Origin of the sequence: Dictyobacter kobayashii (genome assembly GCF_003967555.1) — a bacterium.
GTDB lineage: Bacteria > Chloroflexota > Ktedonobacteria > Ktedonobacterales > Ktedonobacteraceae > Dictyobacter > Dictyobacter kobayashii.
Window position 1 is genome coordinate 1294641 of the sequence record NZ_BIFS01000001.1, and the last position, 22012, is coordinate 1316652.

Genomic DNA, 22012 nt, shown 5'->3' on the forward strand with positions numbered 1-22012 from the left:
GACAGAGGTATGTCCCGCCTTTGTTTTTGGGCTTTCTCCTCTCGTCTTCGCCTTAAGTGAGGTATGTTGAGCTAGCCGCTAGCCACCAATCCATAAATTTATTTCATGTACTATATAACTTGAAAGAATGGAAAAATTATGGTAATGTTATTTATGACAAAGTTGATCAACAAAGTTGACTTATTATGACTATCTTCATTGTCATTGTTTTTGCAGGGGACGAAAGAGGAAGCTATGGCAATTAATGACTATCAACAATCAATAGAAGTTCATCCATTGGCGGTACCTTATTTTCTGACGCCGGCAATAGATAGTACACGTTATCACCATATTATGGGCTACTTTGCGACCGGGGTCGCAGTAATTACCACTACACATCATGGTAAACCAATCGGCTTCACAGCCCACTCTTTTAGCGCCATCTCACATGATCCAGCATTAATCTCCTTCTGCGCCGGCGATAGCGCCACTATCTGGCCCCTCATTGAAGCGGCCAGCACTTTCTGCGTTAATATTTTATCGGAGACGCAACAAAATATCAGTAATGTTTTTTCACGTCCAGGTGGCGTACGCTTTCAAACATCAGAATATAGCCGCGCCAACTCTGGCGCACCCATCTTGCCGGGAGGGCTGGCCTGGATCGAATGTAGCGCGGTAGCCTTATATCCAGCCGGGGATCAGCTTATCGTGCTGGGACGCGTACACAATATGGAGACGCTTAAGGACGGCAAACCACTGGTTGCCTACCGGGGAACCTTTGGGACATTTGAAACCCAGCAAGCCTAAAAATAAAGCCAGGCTCGCAAAAGCCTGACTTTATTTTGCCTGCTATATTTTTTAACTACCTTACGGCCTGACACCTGTCTGGCTGCTTACATCATTGCGAATGAAAAGCCCCATATCATAAGTACCATCGGTACTGCCAAAGGCCTTGCGCTGCCACCACCAGTTCCAGATATTATTGACCGCCCGTGTCAGGTCAAATTTAGCGCCTGGAGGAGGATTATCGCCATAGCTTAACCAGAGCCAGGACCAACACCTACATAGGGCTGAGGATCGGTACAGGCATTGGTGGGCGTCACCTTACACGGTGGCGGCATATATCCTTGATCCCACTGGGTACGCATATGGTACTGGTGGAACTGATAGCTGTCGCGATATTGATACTGCATGTTCACCATCTTATCGCCGCTCGTAATAATCACGGGAATATTCTGGGCCGTGGACTGACATCCAGTGGGATAGTTAAAGCAGACATTGGTATAGTCGCGCAGATACCAGGCAAACGGCCATGTTGCATCATCAACCAGGCCAATCGGGATCTGATGCTTGCCACCATAAAGTTTCTGATCCAGGGCCCCGATCTTATCCATCATGGTGTTAATGTCGGTGGTGGTCTGCACATAGATCATCATTTCATGTGGCGCATCGGCATAGTGCACAAAGGTCACCTGAAACATATTCTGCAGTGTGGGAATCAGCAAGAGCAGGGCTAAAACCACTGTCGCCACCGAGCTTCCCAGAGCCAGGCGTTTGCGCAGGCGCGCAGGCGCAACTGGTACAGGAGCAACTGGTAGCGGCGACTCACCTTCTTCAAGTACAGGAGCTTCAGGGGCTGTTTCTACAGACGCAGGCGTTTCCGCTTCTACTGGCGCCGGTGCTACCGCTTCTACTGTCTGAGGCTGGGAACTATGACCAAAGCGCTCTTTAACGGCTTGCGCGATTTTGACCACGGCTGGCTCAAGGGCCACGGCCGCCAGTAACATCATCGGCATCGTCATATGGATCATCAACCAGGGCATCTTCTCACCAGCCCAGGTGTAGATAAACACGTTACCGATAAACCAGTAGACCAGAAACAGACGGAAGCGCGTTGGGCGTACCAGGCAACGCACGAGGCCGACCAGGCCAAAGACCACGCCGATCTGCTCATAGAGTGGGATCAGCAAGAAGTAGTAGTACCAGGGCTGGCCACCACGGGCCACCTGCTGCTGCTGTAGCCAGTAATAGAGGCCCTGCCAGATACCATCCCCGATACCATTAGGCAGATTGGTAAATAAGACGCTGAACAACACAATAAAGACAAACCAGCTACAGACCACGGCAAAGAACCAGTGTGTCCAGGGCATGGTCAAAATGGTATCCAGAACCGGCTGCCGCCGTCGCTCGACGCGCCGCGCCAGACCATGTCGTCCTGTTGGCACTTTCCCTTGTAGCTCACGCACCAATAAAATGGCAATCACTACCGCCAACAACATACCCAACCAGGGCAAAAACGCCACCGTATTGGCCTTTAAGCGCGCCACATAGGCATCCGCGATACTGGTATTAGCCGGTGTCTTGGTGATGTAGATCGATAGGTCTTTCAACTTACCCAGGGCGATTTTAGCGATAACCCCCATGACAGCAAAGTAACCCAGCGTTAACCATGGCGCAGCGGTAACCGGCAAGTATTTCTGCCAACCGGTGCTACTCTGTCCCTCAACCTTGCGTATCTGCCAGCGCACCCCGAGTTCCCAGACGATCAGAGCTCCCAGGAAACTACCAAAGACGGCGATGGTCAGGAAAGTTGCTTCCTTAGTAGCATAGGAAAGGGTAAAGGCCAACGCGGCCACCAGGAGCCACCAGCCTTTGCGATCCCGCACATAGCGAGCGACAGCCACAACCGTGAGCAGGGTAAAGCAAGCCATGTAGATATCTTCACGCGCAAAACGTGAATAATAAACCATACTGGGAGAGACAGCCAGCAAGAAACAGGCCAGCCAGGCCCCAAATTTACCGATATAATCACGCAAGAAATATGGTAAACCAACCAGAACAGTACCCAGGCTAGCGGCCGCGATACGAACGGTGGTTGTATTCACGCCATGATCAGGCGCCCCGATAAGCTGGCTAACCTTATAGATAAATGCAATGATATGAAATTGAAATGGGCCATGCGTTAACGGATCATAGCGATAGCAGGAGCTAGCAGCCGTTTGCGCACAGGTAAGCCAGTTCTCCATATTATTATGCATGAGTATTAATGAGAAATAAGCATGCAAACTTTCATCATGATGCAGTGGCTTATCACCCAGACCCCAGAAGCGCAGGATCGCCGCCAGGATGATCACGCCCCAAAAAGCAATACCGGTCCAAAGCTGCTCCCTGGTAGGTGGCCAGATAGGTTTTGCTACCTGCTCTGCTTCTGTATATTCTTCTTCAGCATGTTCCTCATCCTGCTCGGCAGGAATATCGGTCTCTGTGTATTCCGGCCAGATCTGCGTGTCAGTTTCTTCAACTTCAGGCTCGCCAGATGTCTCAGCAAGTTCTGTAGCAGGCGCAGAAACATGATCAGTGGTGGTGACTGTTGGGTCACCACCACCTTTTACATTTTCTTCAGAAACCAGACCATCAGGAGCAGTAATCTCTTCTTTTGGTTTGTTTTCAAAGCTCTTCAAAGCGTTTCTCTCCCTATGGATTTACTCCATATCACTGCGAATAAAAAATCCCATATCAGTTGCACCATCGATACTGCCAAAGGGTTTGCGTGTCCACCACCAATCCCATATATTCTTAAATGCCAGCGGAGGATTAAAAAGCGCGCCATCCGGGGGAGTATCGCCATAACTCAACCAGAGCAATGGCCCAACGCCACCCCAGGTAGGTTGTCCCTGACAAGAATTGGTAGCACCAGGGACACACGGCTTTGGCTTATACCCTTCGTCCCACCAGGTACGTAAATGATAACGGTGAAACAGATAACCTGCTGTGTGACCACTCGTATCACTGGTGCTGTACTGTGCCTGCGATTTGATAAGGTTATCGCTTCCTGTAATGATAGCCTCAGGATTGGAATCGGCACAACCTGTAGGGAAACCATAACAGACATTAGGGTAATCTCGCAAGTACCAATAAAATGGCCAGGATGCATCCGTCATAACACCGATATTTAGTTTATGTTGACCATGATACAGTTTCTCGTCCAACTGGTCAATTTTGTTCATGACCGTAGGCACATCGGTGGTAGTCTGTACATAGATCATCATTTCATGTGGACCATCCGCGTAATGTACGAACGTGACCTGCAACATGTTCTGTAGCGTCAAGATCAATAAGAAAATTGCCGCTAACGCACCTGACACGGTACCAACGGGTAATCCAATACCTCTCTTTGATTGTACCTTATTTCTTCCTTTGTGCGTAAGTATCTGCCCGTTTTTTACTAATGCACTTAAACGAATGAACAGAGGCTCTAATCCAATCGCAGCTAACAACATCATTGGCATGGTCATATGGATCATTAGCCAGGGCATCTTCTCACCAGCCCAGGAGTAGATGCCGATCGTTCCTGCACACCAGTACAGTAGAAAGAGACGGAAGCGATCTGGATGGCGCAGGCAGTGAAAAACACCAGCCAGGCTAAAAACCACACCGATCTGCTCATAGAGCGGGATCAGTAAGAGATAGTAATACCAGGGCTGGCTACCACGAGCTATCTGCTGCTGCTGCAACCAGTAGTAGAGGCCTTGCCAGATACCATCTCCAATACCTTTAGGAAAGTTGGTAAAGACTACTGAAAACAGGAGTACAAAGATAGAGCCAGCAGCGATCAGAGCCCCAAACCAGTGCTGCCAGGGCATAGTTACCAGAGCATCAAGAGTGGGCTGCGTTAGTGGATCGACGCGAGCCGCTAAACCTTTGCGACCTGTTGCAGACTTCTTTTGAAAATGCTCGCTGCCCCAGCGGAACAACACATAAATACCAATCCCCAAACCCAGCCAGGGTAACACAGTGAGCGTCTGACTTTTTATAGTATTGATAATGGCATCAGAAGCGGCCGTATTTGTATTGATATAGATTGAGGTATCTCGCATCCAGCTAAACAGCCACTTTGCCAGTGGCGCACAGTAAATTACCAGCAAGACAAGACACAAAGGGGCCGCCGTTTTGGGCGCATACAGCCCCAGGGCAGAATCGGATCGAAAGCGTGTGCGCACTGGAATCCTGCTACCAATCTCCCAGACCAGCACACCAAGCAGAAAACTTCCAAAAACAGCAATACTGAGAAATGTCGCTTCCTTGGTTGCATAAGAAAGAATAAAAGCGACCGCGCCCACTAGCAACCAGTTTCGCTGGCGGCTACGCATATAACGTCCAGCCGCAACGACTAATAGCAAGGTAAAGCAGGCCATATAAATATCTTCGCGCGCAAAGCGAGAAAAATAGACCATGCTGGGCGAGATAGCCAGTAAGAAACAGGCCAGCCAGGCAGCACGCCGTCCACCCAGGTAATCGCGAATAAGATATGGCAGGCCAACAATTACGGTCCCTAGTGTTGCCGCAGCGATACGGACAGTAGTTGTATTCACACCATGCTCAGATACACCCAACCACTGACAACACTGGTAGACAAAGGCAATGATATGAAATTGAAACGGCCCATGCAGGAGAGGATCATAATGATAACAGACTACTTTCTGATCAAAACAACTACGCCAATTCTGTAGATTACGCAGCAACTGCAATGAGTAATAAGCATGCAAGCTTTCATCATGATGTAACGGCTTGATACCTAGTTGCCAGAAACGTAACGCAGCTCCCAGTAAAATAACCAGCACAAAAGGCAACCACTGCTTTAATTGTTTGCCTGTAAACCAGTCAGGGCGAGGTAAGCCGAGTCGCACCTCCTTCTGTTCCACAGCATCAACATCTACCGGCTCCACGACATCCGCCACCTGTTGTGTATTTTTACTCCTATTTATTGGCACTTCATTCCCTCCAATTTCGCCACCCACAGTATGTCAAAAACAACCGCTCAAATAGTCATCTTCTGAGGTGCCAAAAGTGCGATGGGCGCACTTTTGGCACCTCAGAAATAAAAAAGATGCGGGCGCGCCAGCGCACGTCCACGCAAGAGCGGCACGCTTCCCATGATGATGAGAATAAGATGCATACTCAAGGTCAATTTTCCGCTTTCACTTTATAAATGGAAACTCCTTGAGTGCTATAGACGATCTGCATAAATGCACCAAAACGCTTCAAATCAACCCCAGGATACTTTTTATACTCAAAAAATCCAACATAGACATACTGTGCATTATAATGTTTCAGTGTATTTAATACAACCGTGCTGCTCGTATTGGTATAAATCTTATCGATATCAGCGATACGATTATTAAAATCAAGTTGATTTTCTGGATGCTTCATATCTGCCAGCCAGGTGACACGCCACTGATATTCATGTCCTGGCCAATTGATCAGCGTTGGCAAGCCAGTAAACACTGAGACGCGAGCACTAACGAAACGATAATCATCGCCATTCGCTTCTACAATGATCGGATCACCCACTACATTGGCATTCAGCCAGCGAATAGCAGCATAATCCGCTGAGGTATCATAATCACAATCAGGTGGACGGCAAGTGGCCAGGTACGCCATGCCATCCAGAGTATAGGTCTCGGCCAGGTAGGGCTGAGGATGATTTAGATCAATACGCCCATAACGCACAGGAGGGGCCAGGATCGGATAGGCCATACTCGCCAGCAAGAGCGCTCCCAGGGCCAGGCTCCACATGCCCAACCCACTTCTCCATAGCCAGCGGCTCCGATTTGAGCGCTGAGCCAACACACGGATACTGGACAGGATAAAGTAAAGTCCCGCTCCCGAGCAGATCGAGAGTAAAGCCCAGGCCTGAAAGTAAAATTTAAAGACAGTATTCATCCGCAAAGCCGGCCCACCGGCAAAGACATCTTTTAAGTAGAAAACTTCACAACCAGCAATAATCATAAAAGCGACTGACCCTAACAACAAAGTAAAGGCATGGGCGCGATTCTCTCTATGATAGAGCACTAAAATAAAGCCCGCTAATGCTAACGCGACACTGGCTATACAGGTGGAGTAAGCAGGTAGGAACACCAATGCCACCAGGCATAGTAGAAAAAAGAGGCCCACGCTCAGGCAAAGCCCCAATAACACACGACGTCTTCGTTGCTCGGGTGGTAGCATCCTACGCTGAACAGGTTTACTTTCTGAATCGATCACCCCAACACTGACTGAAACCGCATCCATGAGAGGATCATCATGGCCTTGAAAGGCGTTCTCTATCCCAGGTGCGGGCTCAAAGGTAGCAGCCTGCATAATCACGGGCTCAGATCCCACAGGCATCGCGACCGCAACCTCTTCACTATCAGGTACAGGAGCCCGCAGTGGCCGCAATAGAGCACTTCCAACCAGCAGCGACAGAAACATAAAAATAAACAGGCCATAAATGAGGATTTCATCGCTGATCGGTGAATGATTCGCCAATGGTATAATGCCAATTCCCTGTGATGGAGAAATGAAATTGAGGTAAAATGGCAGGTAAAGATTATAAGAGATGGCCAGCAGATAAAAGCTAATAATGCCCGTGTTAAGGAAAGTAGCCAGGCATAAGGCGGGGCGATGGGCCAGGTATTGCTGTATAAACACACACAACAGCGTCAAACCCATGTAGGTTGGATAATCCCAGCCATTCATTACAAACAGACCACCCAGCAACAGCGAGGTTACAAACAGGTTCAAATAGCGCGTCTTGCCAATACCGAAGAGGTTCATCCCCTTCCCATTCGGCTCTAGAAACCAATTCAATGCGATGCCAATACAAAGAATGGTAAAAGCCAGCGTTAACACATGCGCATGAAAACAGGACAAGACAAAACTAAAGGCCGGGAATTCATTGATGGTGTTATCAATGACCCGCGAAGGCGCGAACCAGTTAAACTGAAAACCAAAATCACCATGATGCGCCCACCATTGTTGCGTCGACGCCAGGTTGCCCAGCACAAGCGCCATCATCACACTGAGAAGACCATATGGGATGGCAGGCATCAATTGAGATTGTTGAATTGCGTCGTTGTTCTCTTGCACACGCTGTCGCCACTGCCGGGCGCAGCCAACAATATTGCAGGTTACCCCAAACAGATTCAGGGCTGTTACCCCATAGAAAAAACAGATTCCAGTATTAAAAGCCACCGAGGAAGTTTGTCCCAGTAGCTTGGCCAGGGTGGCCATCGTGTAATGAGCATAGTAATAATAGTTGATACTATGTCCCGCATACCACATATCATTGGGTGGAAAATGAGGACTACGCATGATGCTTGACACAAAACCCTCATCCATAAACATCTCATAACCACGGATATCGGGTTTCAAGGAACGCAATACACCTAGAAGCCCCATCATGCAAAAAAAAATGATTTCGCTCGTTATAATATACACGCGATTATGCCGCACCAGTTGCCAGATCTGGGGAAACAGTGACAGGTAGGCAAAGCCACTGCCAGCAGCCAGCATCAACGTGATACCGAGAATAAATAACTGGCAATAGATCAGGGAATGCAGGCATATCAGCAAAAACCAGACACAAAAAGTCAGGATCGCAACCCCTAGAAGTTTGCTAAATGCCCAACCACGATCGGGCAAGTTACGAAAGACAGTAAAAGCGAGGGGAAGGCAGAGCAAACCCAACACTTCGATCAACGCCCATAATTGTACTAGTTCGATCATAGACACTCCCCTAACGTTGCAATGCCAATAGACAGCCAGACAAATCTATTCTTCAAAGGAGATTGCGGTGTGACTCTACTGGATCACAAATATCTTATTCAGGTACATGATACACCGTATAGCAAACACAGTAATTGGCCCTATGATCATCTTTTTTAAGTGAAAGAGATATAATCATCCATATTTCTTAGCAGTAATGAGCACATAATATGTGAGGGAGAAGCTTATATAAGCATAAAAAGTTTCTTCTTCCAGCTGTTTTTATCATTAAAAACAAGCAAGAATAAGATTTACGCTACAATCTTATCAGAGACGAAAAACTGGCAGGGGGAGATGGAATATGTAATCCTACCCAAGGATAAAAGTACTAATCGCAATATAACAGAAAAAAGCCTATTTGGGAGGCAGATTTAGACCTGCCATCAGCTTTTCAAGCAGTTGCTGTGAGGTATAGGGATAATGGGGATCGCGCACAAAGATACGTGCGGTGGGGTGATCAAATACAGAGTAACTTTCATCCGCGCTACTATCATCCAGGGTAATCCCAAAGAGATGGGGATGATTTTCAAATTGCGCGGCCAGATGAAAACCCAGTTGACCACTAAAAAGCAATTGATAATAGCGGATTGTCAGGGGATAGCGTTCAGGCGCGCGTGGAATCGACTTATCAAGGCGATCTGTGGGCATAGCAATCACATTAACCGTGGGCAACAGGGTCGCCAGCTGTTGGGCTTTGGCTTGCGTATCATCTCCATAGAGATCTAATCCGGTCGTAGACTGACCATTAGAGTCCATATACGTCGCCTGCGTGTACTGTTCAGGTGTATGTTTTCCCACCGGAAAGGGTAAAGCATCATCCCATTGTTCATAAGTCAGGACACTGCCAGGAGCAATATGCTGATAGATCCAGTTAGACGCTTGAATGCGCGTATTAGGCTCACTATATACATTCAGCAAAGCCAGTCCCTGAAAGATGGTACCACCCAGAATAATAAAGAGTAGCAGCGCCTGTAGACAGGGTTTGAGCCAGGCAAAACGCTCCATGTAGTGATGATCAAACTGGCCAATGCGCTGCAACAAGACCACCAGGAACGCAGCCGCAATCACGGTCAGAAAGGGATAGATAGGAAGCAGGTAACGCATAAACTTTACATAGAAGCTCCCCACGATACCGCCATAAACAACCACCCAGACGATGACAATCAACCAGCTGCTATTCAGATTACGGCGTAGAAACCAGAGCAGCCAGAGACAACCAGCAATAGCGCTAACGCCCGCCGTAATACCCATACCCCAGAGCAATAAATTCTGCCCTTGATAAATAAAAGGCAGCGTACCAACAAATTGTCGTACATAGGGTAGGTCCAATGAGCCTCGCACCAGGCTACCTTGCTCCGAAACTTGCTGGATAAAGTTGGGCATATCCATTAAAGCATAAGGTTGGGTAAAGAAGAAGACAAAGACCATTAAGATCGCGGCCCAGAAGAAATCCACGGCGAAATCGAAGAAATCACGACGCTGCCGCCAGCGTAGCCAGCCCGCGATCAACAGCGAGAAAACCAGGGGAGCGGCACTAAATTTGGTCGCCATCGCTAATCCATACGCCACGCCAGCCAGGCCCGCCCATAGAAATGGTCGCTGACTATCCACCCACATTACACAGGCGAAGATAGTTAATACTACAAAAAAAGCCAGCAGGGTATCTACCGCGTAAAAGTGTGACAATTGCAGGTGTAAGGGTATAAACACCTGGAGGGCGGCCGCCAGCAATGCGACATACCAGGCATGCGAGCGCAATTGTTTGGTCCGGCGCGCCAGCACACCCGCCAGGCGACCGGTGAGCAGAATGGTTCCACTATCAAAAACAGCCGAGACAACACGACCGACCAGGGTAAGGGGGCAAAATTTTTGGGATCGTGCAGGTTATAACCCATGAGATGCCCGATCAGAGCCAATAAGTAGATAGGAAAAGATCCATAAGCAAAAAACTGAGGATTGAGCGGGGAGCGGACTGGATTTATAAACTCGGCCCAACTATTTGGCCAGCCAAGGGCAGTTACATGGAAGAGAATCTGTCGCTCATCTGGATGGAAACTGTTGCCTGCATCCCAGTTCAATCCATAAAGACGCAAGCCACAACCTAGTATAACCAGGCCCAACAACATCCAGAATTGCCAGCGTACAATTGGCTTCACGTCTTCCCTTTCTCTTATGGCGCCTGGCCAGACAAAGGCCACTATAGCCAGCCAGCAAGTATCACTATTTGATCCCAAGTATAGGGAATTACCTGGCCTGCGGTCAAGAGGTCATATCCATCCAATCTCAATTTATCAGTACCATTTTAAGCATTCCGCTACCAGTAGCAAATATTTTTTCCTTTTTGCCACCTTTAAAGGGTATAGCTTTTAATAAGGAAGTTAGATGAACACCTCGGCTGATTCTTCTTAAGATAGGAGTTGACATGCAACCGATACATCAGACAACACTCAAAAAATTGGATGGAGCACATTTCTTTTTTGCCTCACCGGGTCCAGCACGCCACAATTCATTATTGGTCGATACCATCGAACTTTTTGTGCCGCGCTATGTTCCAAACGCCTATCTCTTGCACCTCCAGGATCAGGCCAATACAATTGCAATTTTTGAACGAGAGCAGCTACAACAACTTGGTGTGGCCAACGTTCACCCATCCGACCTACCTGATATTCTACTCTATCAAGCCAAAAAGCAGGTCCTATTCTGTATTGATGTACTCAATCGCCATGGCAGCATTTCTTATGGGCGCAAACATTTCCTGGAACAGCTGATGCTAGCATGTCCTCTACGGCGCATTTATATCAGCTCATGTTACGATTTTCATGACTATAAGCAAATTGCCAGCCAGATTGCCTGGGGAACCTATACCTGGCTCGCCCATGCTCCCGAACACATTATCTTCCACTGGTGAGTCCGGACCAATAAATTGAGGCGCGTACATGAACTTTGACATAGCATACTCAGGCTGCCGCATGTCCCTGACCATTAATACTGGCAATGATGGCATCATCGCCATAGGGTTGCACGCTAATCGCGATCTCGTCGTTCACGACATCGGCAAGTATGATATCACCCGGCTTAAAGGTGCCACGTAAGAGTGCCTCAGCCAGGGTATCATCCAGCAGACGCTGTACGGTGCGCCTGAGAGGGCGAGCACCATATTCGGTGCTGTAACCACGCTCGACGAGAAAGGTGCGCGCCTCATCAGTGACCTGCAACTCGATAAAGCGGGCAGCCACACGCTGCTGCGTCTGAGCAACCATGAGATCAACAATTTCACGCAGGTGTGAGAGCTCAAGAGGATGAAAAACCACTGTCTCATCAATACGATTAAGCAATTCAGGCCGGAAGACTTCTTTTAGTCCTTTAAGTATCTGCTCTTGCATATGCAAGTAGCGAGCCTGGCGCTGCTCTTGTTCACGATGGCGACTGGTAAAGAGCATTGTCCCGGGCTGCGTATGGGTAGTTCCAATGTTAGAAGTCAGAATGATAATGGTATGGCGAAAATCTACCCGCACTCCATGAGCATCAGTCAAACAACCATCCTCTAACATCTGTAAGAGTAGATCAAACACCTTGGGGTGAGCCTTCTCAATCTCATCGAACAGCACCACGCTATATGGTCGACGACGCACCGCTTCAGTCAACTGACCAGCCTGATCATAGCCAACATATCCAGGAGGAGCACTGATCAGGCGCGAAGCATGATGACTCTCCATAAACTCCGACATATCCAGTTTTAACATCGCCTCTTCATTCCCAAACAAAGTGAACGCCAGGGCACGGGCCAGCTCCGTTTTACCTACACCAGTTGGGCCCACGAAGATGAAAGAACCGATTGGGCGCCGGCTATCGCGTACATTTGCTCGTGAGCGCCTGATAGCCCTGGCAACCGCCTGCACAGCCTCGTGCTGTCCAATTACACGCTTATGCAGGTCAACCTCCAGATTAAGTAACCTGAGGCGCTCCTCGCCAGCTATTTGTACAACCGGAATACCAGTCCACATCGCTACGACGGCCGCGATATCCTCTGCCATCACAACGGGACCATGTTCGCGATGGAAGCTATACCAATCCTGCTCAGCTTGCCATAAATCCTGGCGCAACTGACGCTCCTGACGTAACAAATAGGCGGCCTGGGGGAAATCACGCCTGGTAATGGCATTATCTTTCTCGTGATGTACAGCATCTAGTGTATCGCGCATATGCAATATATCATCAGAAAAAAATGAGCGCCGAACACAAACACGGGCCGCCGCCTCATCCAGGACATCTAAAGCTTTGTCGGGCTGAAAACGATTCGGAATATAGCGTATGGACATTTTTACGGCCGCCTGCAATGCCTCATCACTTAGCTTTAGACCATGAAATTCCTCATAACGTGGTCGTAGACCCTGTAAGATTTGCAAGGTCTCTTCAGGTGTGGTTTCAGAGACCATAACAGGTTGAAAACGACGCTCAAGGGCGGGATCAGCTTCGATGGTCTTGCGATACTCATCCAGGGTGGTCGCACCAATGCACTGGAACTCACCACGGGCCAGCATAGGTTTAAACAAATTGGCCACATCCAGTGAACCCTCTGCTACCCCTGCCTGAGCCAGGGTATGCAGTTCATCAATAACGACAATAATAGCTGGTGTTATCATAATCTCATGCAGAATATGTTTGAGCCGTTCCTCCAGATCACCACGAAATTTAGTGCCAATTGCCAGCGAACCAACATCAATAGCAACAATCCGGTGGTTCAATAAGTTGTCCGGTACGCGTCCTTGCACAATACGCAGAGCCAGGCCCTCAGCAATCGCCGTCTTTCCCACTCCTGCCGAGCCAATCAGGGCAGCATTGTTTTTGGTTCGCCGCGACAAGATTTGCATGGTACGTTCAAGCTCGACCTCACGTCCAATCAAAGGGTCCAATAATCCTTCGAGGGCGGCCAGTGTAAGATCACGGCTAACCTGGTTAAGCATTGGTGTGGCCTCATAGCGAGTATGATATTGGGTGGACAAGAGCAGGCGTTCATAGCCTCCATTCATCAAAGCAGAAAATTGGTCACGGGCCACATCCAGGTGAATGCCAAAGCTCTCCAGCACCCCTAATGCCACACTATTCTGCTCCTCCAAAATGGCCAGAAACAAGTGCTCCAAACTGACCAGCCCCATCTCCCCTTCGTTCGCGACCTCTTCCGCCCGCGCCAGTGTGGCCCGAGCCGCCACATTTAATGACGGCTCACTTAAAATAGCTTTATTGCCACGCCCAATTACGAAATCTAAGGCCTGGGTAATGCTCATAGTACTTACATGTAGAGACGCAAATAAGCCCTCGATCAACGTATCTTGCAATCTCAAGATGCCAAGCAGCAGATGCTCAGAGCCAATCAAGCGATGCCGTAAACGTTGGGCTTCCTCACGAGCAAATGCGATGACCTGTCGCACATCCGGGCTATATTTGTCATATCTCCCCATCTCTCTCTCCTTATGACGTCACTATCAATCGCAGTATCTTATGAAATACATATCGGGAGGACTGCTTTTTTTAGCAGAGCCATGAATAGATGGCAGATAAATTAGGGGAGAAAGTCCCTGTAAATTACACATCTTCAGAAGAGGTTAGTAACAGATATAGTGAGAAGTAGAGAGGATAACAATTACGCTCAAAGAGGTGCACAAAAAAAGGACCAGCTTTTAAAGCTAATCCTTTTAAGTGGCGTACCCGATAGGAGTTGAACCTACGACCTACAGATCCGCAATCTGTTGCTCTATCCACTGAGCTACGGGTACTCAACCTGTCTTTCGACATCTGTCAGAAATTATAGCAGATTCTCTGAAAAACGTCAAGGCTCTCTAAACAGAAACCTTTACACATTAAAGAGCTTTACGCTATGAGCGATACATAGGGCAAAGCTCTATGCGTGGTGTACCCGATAGGAGTTGAACCTACGACCTACAGATCCGCAATCTGTTGCTCTATCCACTGAGCTACGAGTACTCATATCAGTATGCTTGATGGACATGTGATCAAGAGGCCTGTAAGGGTCCTCCTGGTTTTTTATGTCTCTCACTGACGGAGATAATAATATCAGAGCCACTGGTATTTGTCAATATGTTTTCGGCCATATAACAAAAATTGCTCGTGAATAGCTGGTGGCGCCCGACAGACCAGATAAAAAAAGTGAACGGAGCCAGGACTGGCGTGCAAGAAAACAAAAAGGGTTCCAGCTATGTGGAACCCCCTTAAAACACTTCAGGCCATAGGGATCATGTAATCGCAACATCAATTGGTGAAAAATATCCCAGAAAACGCTTGGACACATCCTTGATGCTTATTTAAGTAGAGAGATGAAGCTTGATCATAATGGTAAAAAGCAACTTGAACGCCGCTCGCCATTAGCGAGCATTATCGCCACATCTCAGCTATAGCATACAAATTCATGCTTGAAAAACATATTAGATCCCTGCTAGCCATCCTCATTGATCTGAATAGCCTACGTACTGAAACATTTGGAAACACCGCTCATCCAAATGAACAACATATGGCTATACTGATGGCAGATTATGCAAGTCCATCAATTACGTCACGGGCACGATTAAGGGCATCGCGGCGGACATAATAGTAAGCCCACAAACCCTTCTTACGACAGTCCACCAGGCCAGCGTCTCTTAAGATACGTAGATGATGTGAAATGGTCGGCTGCTCCAGAGTGAAGCTCTCTACGATTTCAAAGACACATACTTCCCCTTCATGACGACTCAATAAACTCAGGATACGTAAGCGGGTTGGATCAGCAAGCGCTTTTAATAAACGGGCCTGTACAACGGCATCTTCTTCTGTCAGCGTGGGTACAAATTTTGGCGTAATAACGCTGGGGTTGTTTAAAGGGGCAGTTTGCCTATTGAGCATCCCGACCGTGTTTGCTGCACCATTTGGAACTGAAGTTGTTCGATTTGCATTTCCCTGATTCATCGATGTCATTTTCTTCTCCTTCCATCCTCCCAACCGGATGTAAAACCTATAATAGATTTGTGGCTTATGGTATGTGTATACCTACAATTATTATAGAACTCTATCCAAATTGTTAGTCACTAATATGCATCTTTTCGTTTTTAAATTTTTTAAAGCACCTTATTTAGCTTTTCATAAAGCCGCAAAAAACAAATAAATATTCATTAATGCTAATACAATGATGAAGAAAAACATAGAAAAAGGCGTCGATATAAGCACCGTGGTGCTTATATCGACGCCTTTTTCTGTAGAAGTGGTTACAATTACCCTCTTAAACGGTTACTGGTGTTTTTCCTCGGGCCGCACATTAAGATGCAGCTCTTTCAGCTGCTTGTCTTCAACTGGCGCTGGTGCGCCCATCAACAGATCCATGGCGCTCTGCGTCTTGGGGAAAGCAATAACCTCTCGAATGCTGTCCGCGTCAGCGAGCAGCATAATCAAGCGATCGATACCCAGCGCGATGCCCCCATGGGGAGGGGCTCCATACTCAAAAGCTTCCAGCATATGACCAAATTGCTCTTTAATCTGCTCATCGGTCATATTCATCAATGAGAAAACTTTGCGCTGCAGTTCAGCAACGTTAATACGAACACTACCACCGCCAATCTCAAAACCATTACAGATGATGTCATACTGCCGGGCGCGGACATTAAGAGGATCACTGTCTAGATGGCTGATATCGGCTTCGTCCATGCCTGAGAAGGGATTATGCTCAGCATCATAGCGTTTGAGCTCTTCATCATAATGGAATAGTGGGAAATCGACGACCCAGCATAGAGCCATCTCGTCTGGATCGATCAGGTTCAGCCGCTCGGCCAGTTTGTTGCGTAAGCGGAAGAGAACGTCATTACTGACCTTGGCACTATCGGCAACAAAGAGGAGCAGATCTCCAGGTTTGCCCTCAAGGCGGTCAACGATAGCCTGTACTTCTTCGGCGGTCATAAATTTAGTCAACGGTGATTTAATATCACCATTGGCGCTGATTGCCAGCGAGACCAGGCCCTTGGCGCCCAGGGTACGCGCAAATTCGGTGAGTTCATCCACCTCTTTACGGCTATAGGTGCTGGCTCCAGGAACTTTAATGCCTTTAACCATCCCATTGGCAGCCAGAGCACCTTTAAAGACGCCAAAATTGCCTGCGCTGGCCAGATCGGAAATCTCTACCAGGGGCAGCTCAAAACGCAAATCGGGATGATCCGAGCCATAGCGATCCATCGCTTCCTTATAGCTCAAGCGGGGAAACGGACGCTGTTTGATACGCTTGTTAGTTGCAGTCTCAATCAGATGGATCAGCAGCTTCTCGATCAAAGACATCACATCTTCTTCAGAGACAAAGGACATTTCCAGGTCCAACTGCGTAAATTCAGGCTGGCGATCGGCTCGCTGATCTTCATCGCGGAAACAACGCGCAATCTGGAAATAACGGTCCAATCCACCCACCATCAACAGCTGCTTCAACTGCTGAGGCGACTGGGGCAGTGCATAGAACTCGCCAGGGTAAAGACGGCTAGGTACCAGATAGTCACGAGCACCTTCTGGCGTGCTCTTCATCAGGATAGGTGTCTCTACTTCAATGAAGCCGCGCTCATCCAGGTAATCTCGCATGGCTTTTACAACACGATGCCTTAAGATTACATTCTCGCGCATACGAGGACGACGCAGGTCAAGGTAGCGATATTTCAAACGGAGCGATTCATCGACCTGCACAGTATCACTGATGGGGAAAGGAGTTGTGCGAGCAGGGTTTAAGATTTGAATATTCTCTGCCGCGATCTCAATCTCACCGGTACTTAACTGTGGATTTTCTGTGCCAGGCAGACGACGTACGACTTTACCTGTTACCTGTACCACAAATTCTGAACGCAGCTCAGTGGCTGCTTTATGGGCTTCAGCCGACTTTTCGGGGTCGCAGACAACCTGCGTCATGCCATAGCGATCACGGATATCTAAGAATATAAGTCCGCCATGGTCACGGCGCCGGTTAACCCAACCAGCCAATTTGACTACCTGGCCCACTGAAGACGCATTTAATTCACCACACGTATGCGTGCGGTATTGCACCTCAAAACCCACGTGAGTATCACTCCTTTAAGCTATTACAGAAACCATAGACGGCATCAAGCGTCTGGATATGTTTTGCATGCTCGGTCATAAGAGGATCATTCGACATCCACAACGGCCGCCACTGACTTCTGGAGCTTTTCTATGTCGTTACTAAAAATCACTGCTGCACCCGAAAGTTAACAGCAGTGAAACAGATCTCTTTCTCTTATTGTGGCACGGTCGTCAATCCTCTAAGGCGTCGGGTGGCAGGCCGTGGTTGAAGAGACATTGATAGCAACCTGGTTGGTGGCGGCAGAGTTGCTGGCACCTGCTAACAGGTTGACTTGATTGGTGCGAGCATCGAAAGCGCTGCTTTTAACACCATTGACAACGTTCGCTGATACATACTGCTGCTCTAAACTGGCGCTTGGTAAATTATTGGCCGGGCCAATAAAACCTCCACCAACACTATTTGGGGTTGCGGAAGCCGTTGCACTGGCCGCAGGTGTTGAATTATTCGCTGGCTTAACCACGAAGTTCAACACACGGTGATTGGTATTATCCACCACAAATAGATGGGCTGCATTATTAATCATGCCGACCGAGAGCAACGATTGTCGCGTCTGGGACGTTGGAGGTGGTATGGTTAAAAATTTAACAATTGGAGCCGTTGGTGTGGCTACTGGAGTGGCCACATTAAAGGTTTGCGCATCCTGAAACCAGGGCGTATTGACGGTCTGTTGTACCAGGACCCCGCCCTCCAAAGGCTTGGCTGTACTAAATTGCAGGCTTCTGATCTGGCCATCGCTATGCAATAAAAAGAGTTGCCCATTTGGCAATGCCGCGGCACTGACCAGGCCAGTCGAAATAGAAATATGGGCTGTCTCAGGATCTTTATCAAACTTATCTGACATGATAATTGAGCAGATTTGCTTTGATTTTGATTGGACTGACTGGTGAGCAGAGATAACATAAATCTCACCTCCCCAGGCAGTCAATAAAAGCGGCGTCTGTCCAGTGATTCAGTTCGGGTTTTGATGATGGTGCGTTATTGATTTTTTCGGTTCAATTTACCGTTCTGCCACTTTATGCGTGCAAAACGATAATCACCCCGGCTTTTGAGCGGAAGTCAAATGTATAGAGTACTTGGTTATCACTCGCTAAGAGGAGATCTTTTCATTTCCAAGCGCTGCTTGTGGTTTTTGTAAAGTTATGCTGATCATTTGGTCTGATAAACCAAAACCGTCCCCCAGAATAAGTCTGCCGGTGATCCTTAATCCATCAGTAACGTCGCATCGAGTGGTCTGTACTTGTGGGTCCATTCAATCAAGTAATGGAGCGAGAATTTGTACAGGTAGCTCACAGCTTAATGCTTGCTGATTAAAATTACGTCGCCATCGAGTGGCACAAGTAACTGGAGCAGATTGTACAGGTAGCGTCACAGCTAATGCTGCTGATTAAAATTGGCCACGGCCGTCTTAAATTCAGCAGTCAGATCATTTTGCAGGCTCGTTAACTGATTGCTTTGCTGTGGATTAAGTGAGGCATCATTCAGACTATGCAATTCCTGCTGCGCTCGCGTCAGACTGGCCAGGGCTTGGTCTGGCTTAGAGGACAGGTTGGACTTTGCCTGAGTGATCAGGGTACTGGCATTATCTAACGTAGTCTGGGCACTTGAGGGTCGCAAAAAATACCACCAGGCACCACCTCCTACTATGGCGACCACCAGTAATACAGCAATCACAATGGTCGGCAGTAGCAAACGATTGCGTTTACGCCTCGGCACAGTCACAGCGGCCTGAGGTGCGGTAAAACCCTTGGAAGAAATAAATGCCTGCTCAGGTGGCGGCAGAGGCCGACTGGTAACACGGCCATCCTCAACCCGCGTAGCGGCGGAAACCCCTAGCGAGGAAGAAGGCACACGACCAGAACAGCCGTGCTCTCATCAGCGACATGGCTGCTCCCACCAGCATGCACCGGGTGCTGTAGTGTTTCAGGAATATCATCACCGGCTTCCTGGACACGCACCACAATGGCGGTAATATTATCAGGCCCACCATTTTCATTGGCCCGCTCTACCAGGTGATAAACACTCTCTTGTGGCAAATATTGATTGACAATCGCACGCAGATCTTCTTCACCCACCGGACCCGAAAGCCCATCTGAACAAAGGACAAAGGTATCACCATCCTCCAAAATCTCGGTGAAAACATCCACCTCGACTTCGGCCTGTGTACCCAGGGCACGTGTAATCACATTGCGCTGCGCATGTGAACGGGCCTGATCTTTTGTCAATAAACCCGCACGTACCTGTTCTTCTACCCAGGAATGGTCCTGCGATATTTGTTTCGCCTGACCATGGCGTACCATGTATGCACGACTATCCCCGACATTGGCGATATAGGCGACCCCACCACGTAGCACTGCCGCTACACAGGTAGTACCCATACCACTTCGCATCATGTTTTCTGCCGCCCGTTGATGAATTAACGCATTTGCTCTTTTAATCGCATTCATCAATGAGAGAGGGATATCATCATTCTCATCTTGGTAATAGACATTGCTCACTGTGTCTACAGCGATTTCGCTCGCCACTTCCCCTGCTGCATGTCCCCCCATGCCATCAGCCACGATAAAGAGCGCACCCTTTTTGGTCATAACCTGGCTGTCTCTTGGAATGACATAGGCCATATTATCTTCATTATGGGGACGTTTACGGCCAACATCTGTTAGCTGTGCGACATCGAGCCGGAGTTGTTTGGACAACGCGCTTCTCTCCCGTACTTCAGTAGCTCTCGATTTGTGCGCACTGCCCACTAGGCAGTTGCTGGAACTTTAGGCTATAATACACCGATACAGAGAAAAACGCAACGTAATACACATTTCTTTTGCTGCGATCTTCTCACTCGCCTACTACTTATACCGCTCACTGCACATGAGTATACTCTTTCAAACCTCGGCATGCAAGATATATAGACGGCGGTACTAGCAGCACCATACCAGGAAGGCAGAGGGTTTATGGCATTATCAACAGTTCAACGGCTTCTTTTACAAACTATTAATGACCAGTCCCCTTTGTACCTGGAAGATTGGCAAGCTATCTCTACTCAAATTTATACTTCACCAGCGCAAAAGATACAAGATATCTGGTTAGCACTTTTGCGTCACTATGGCTTTTTAACACAATACCTGGACCCGGATCAGTTTGTTCTCTATGGTGAATATATAGCCCAAGCACCACAAACGTTGCTTTTTTATGTAAAATATACACCATCTATGGCAGTACAGCAGGTAGCATTTCCGCTACTCTCACAACTGGCTGCAATGCATGCCTATTGCAAGCACTTCAATCAGCTTCCCGTCAATATTAAATGGTTGATTGATTGTCAGCCCTCGCGATCTTCTGACGACCTTGAGCGCTTATTAACCGAACAACGATCACTATTGCAGGCAGATGGCTGTATCTTGTATACCACAAAACATGAAATAAGCAAAGTGGCCACGCAAACTGAACTTCTATTAGGTAGAAAGGGCCATTTACTGGCAGAAGTTTCGCTCCAGACCGCTACCCGGCCCATTCCAGCCAGTTATGGAGCCATCGCACCCGACGCGGCGTGGCAGTTAGTATGGGCCCTGGCAGCCTTAAAAGATTCACGAGAAGATATTTTATTAACAGGTTTCTATGATCACGTGCGATCTCCAGAAGATGAGGCGATTGAGGCGATCTCTCATCTACCTGATACCCACTCTGACCTTATACGTTCCTGGGGCACAGAAAGGTTGCTCATGGATCTCGAAGGTATTCAGCAGCACTACGCCCATTTTCTTACTCCAACCTGTACGATCACTCTCCTTAGCAGCCCAACTGCTGAACAACACACTAACACAGTTGATCCTATCTCAGACTCAGGAAGGGACGATTTTATCCCAGCCCAGGCGCGGGCCAGGCTTGATTTGCGCCTGGTTCCTGATCAAGATCCTTATGAGATCTTCACACAACTTCAACAGCATTTTCATACCCATATGTCTTATCCGGTACAGTGTGATCTGATTTCCGCCAGCCTGCCTGCCGCTATTTCTGTCCGCGAACCGTTAGTACAACGCCTGCAGCAAGCGATAAGTGCCGTTGCGCCACAGGCTCCGCTACTGCTTCCACTGACAGCCGATCACTCTGCGTACTCTTTACTTGCAAACCAGCTCGGTGTACCTACTATTGGAATCGTTACACCATTAGCAGTACAATCAAGCACAGCCATAAACCATCCTCAATTATTGGAATCTATCAAGCAAAATGTGCTTTTACTCTTCAGCTATAAAGGCCTGACAAGCAATCTATCAAGCCATTAGTGCCATTTACTAGGCCAATTCTGGAGAGCAGAGTATACTGGGATATGTGCATGTTGCTCCT

Annotated in this window: 13 protein-coding genes and 2 tRNA genes; 3 read left to right on the forward strand and 12 right to left on the reverse strand. The window is 48.1% G+C overall.

All coding sequences use genetic code 11. The features are described 5' to 3' along the window. The first annotated feature begins 234 nt into the window (after positions 1-234). Positions 235-786 (forward strand): flavin reductase family protein, encoded by a 552-nt coding sequence (locus EL645_RS05795; protein ID WP_126549140.1) that lies wholly within the window; start codon positions 235-237, stop codon positions 784-786. A gap of 230 nt (positions 787-1016) precedes the next feature. On the opposite strand, the gene EL645_RS05800 is transcribed toward EL645_RS05795, so the two are convergent. The 4 genes from EL645_RS05800 to EL645_RS05815 form a co-directional block, all read right to left on the reverse strand. Then, positions 1017-3440, reverse strand: coding sequence for a flippase activity-associated protein Agl23 (locus EL645_RS05800; protein WP_161977151.1), 2424 nt, complete (start codon positions 3438-3440; stop codon positions 1017-1019). A 21-nt stretch (positions 3441-3461) separates the two neighbouring features. Continuing rightward, a complete protein-coding gene (locus EL645_RS05805) occupies positions 3462-5750 on the reverse strand; it encodes a flippase activity-associated protein Agl23 (protein ID WP_161977152.1) in 2289 nt (762 codons plus the stop codon). Positions 5751-5943: 193 nt separating this feature from the next. Then, the gene (locus tag EL645_RS05810; protein WP_126549143.1) at positions 5944-8526 is read right to left on the reverse strand and encodes a DUF2298 domain-containing protein; all 2583 of its coding nucleotides are present in this window, start codon (positions 8524-8526) and stop codon (positions 5944-5946) included. Positions 8527-8919: 393 nt separating this feature from the next. Continuing rightward, positions 8920-10416, reverse strand: a complete 1497-nt coding sequence (locus EL645_RS05815) for an ArnT family glycosyltransferase (protein WP_126549144.1) — start codon at positions 10414-10416, stop codon at positions 8920-8922. Between the two features lie 571 nt (positions 10417-10987). Here EL645_RS05815 and EL645_RS05820 point away from each other — a divergent pair. Further along, complete coding sequence (locus EL645_RS05820; RefSeq protein WP_126549145.1) at positions 10988-11473, forward strand: BsuBI/PstI family type II restriction endonuclease; 486 nt, start codon at positions 10988-10990, stop codon at positions 11471-11473. A 49-nt stretch (positions 11474-11522) separates the two neighbouring features. On the opposite strand, the gene EL645_RS05825 is transcribed toward EL645_RS05820, so the two are convergent. The 8 genes from EL645_RS05825 to EL645_RS05860 form a co-directional block, all read right to left on the reverse strand. Beyond that, the gene (locus tag EL645_RS05825; protein WP_126549146.1) at positions 11523-14024 is read right to left on the reverse strand and encodes an ATP-dependent Clp protease ATP-binding subunit; all 2502 of its coding nucleotides are present in this window, start codon (positions 14022-14024) and stop codon (positions 11523-11525) included. A 239-nt stretch (positions 14025-14263) separates the two neighbouring features. Beyond that, positions 14264-14339 (reverse strand) — tRNA-Arg (locus tag EL645_RS05830). Positions 14340-14471: 132 nt separating this feature from the next. Beyond that, positions 14472-14547, reverse strand: a tRNA-Arg gene (locus tag EL645_RS05835). A 564-nt stretch (positions 14548-15111) separates the two neighbouring features. Further along, the gene (locus EL645_RS05840) at positions 15112-15531 is read right to left on the reverse strand and encodes an ArsR/SmtB family transcription factor (protein WP_218031760.1); all 420 of its coding nucleotides are present in this window, start codon (positions 15529-15531) and stop codon (positions 15112-15114) included. Positions 15532-15840: 309 nt separating this feature from the next. Further along, positions 15841-17634: an aspartate--tRNA ligase gene (gene aspS, locus EL645_RS05845; RefSeq protein ID WP_126549147.1), complete on the reverse strand. Its 1794-nt coding sequence runs from the start codon at positions 17632-17634 to the stop codon at positions 15841-15843. 221 nt (positions 17635-17855) lie between these two features. Continuing rightward, positions 17856-18518 carry a hypothetical protein gene (locus EL645_RS05850; protein ID WP_126549148.1) on the reverse strand — a complete coding sequence of 221 codons (663 nt, stop codon included), beginning with the start codon at positions 18516-18518 and terminating at the stop codon, positions 17856-17858. A 530-nt stretch (positions 18519-19048) separates the two neighbouring features. Next, on the reverse strand, positions 19049-19525 hold the full coding sequence (locus tag EL645_RS05855) for a hypothetical protein (RefSeq protein ID WP_126549149.1): 477 nt from the start codon (positions 19523-19525) through the stop codon (positions 19049-19051). Next, positions 19507-20370 carry a Stp1/IreP family PP2C-type Ser/Thr phosphatase gene (locus EL645_RS05860; protein ID WP_126549150.1) on the reverse strand — a complete coding sequence of 288 codons (864 nt, stop codon included), beginning with the start codon at positions 20368-20370 and terminating at the stop codon, positions 19507-19509. Before EL645_RS05860 ends, EL645_RS05855 begins: the two co-directional genes overlap by 19 nt. A gap of 252 nt (positions 20371-20622) precedes the next feature. Here EL645_RS05860 and EL645_RS05865 point away from each other — a divergent pair, with 252 nt between their 5' ends. After that, the gene (locus EL645_RS05865; RefSeq protein WP_126549151.1) at positions 20623-21951 is read left to right on the forward strand and encodes a zinc-binding metallopeptidase family protein; all 1329 of its coding nucleotides are present in this window, start codon (positions 20623-20625) and stop codon (positions 21949-21951) included. The last annotated feature ends 61 nt before the right edge of the window (positions 21952-22012 follow it).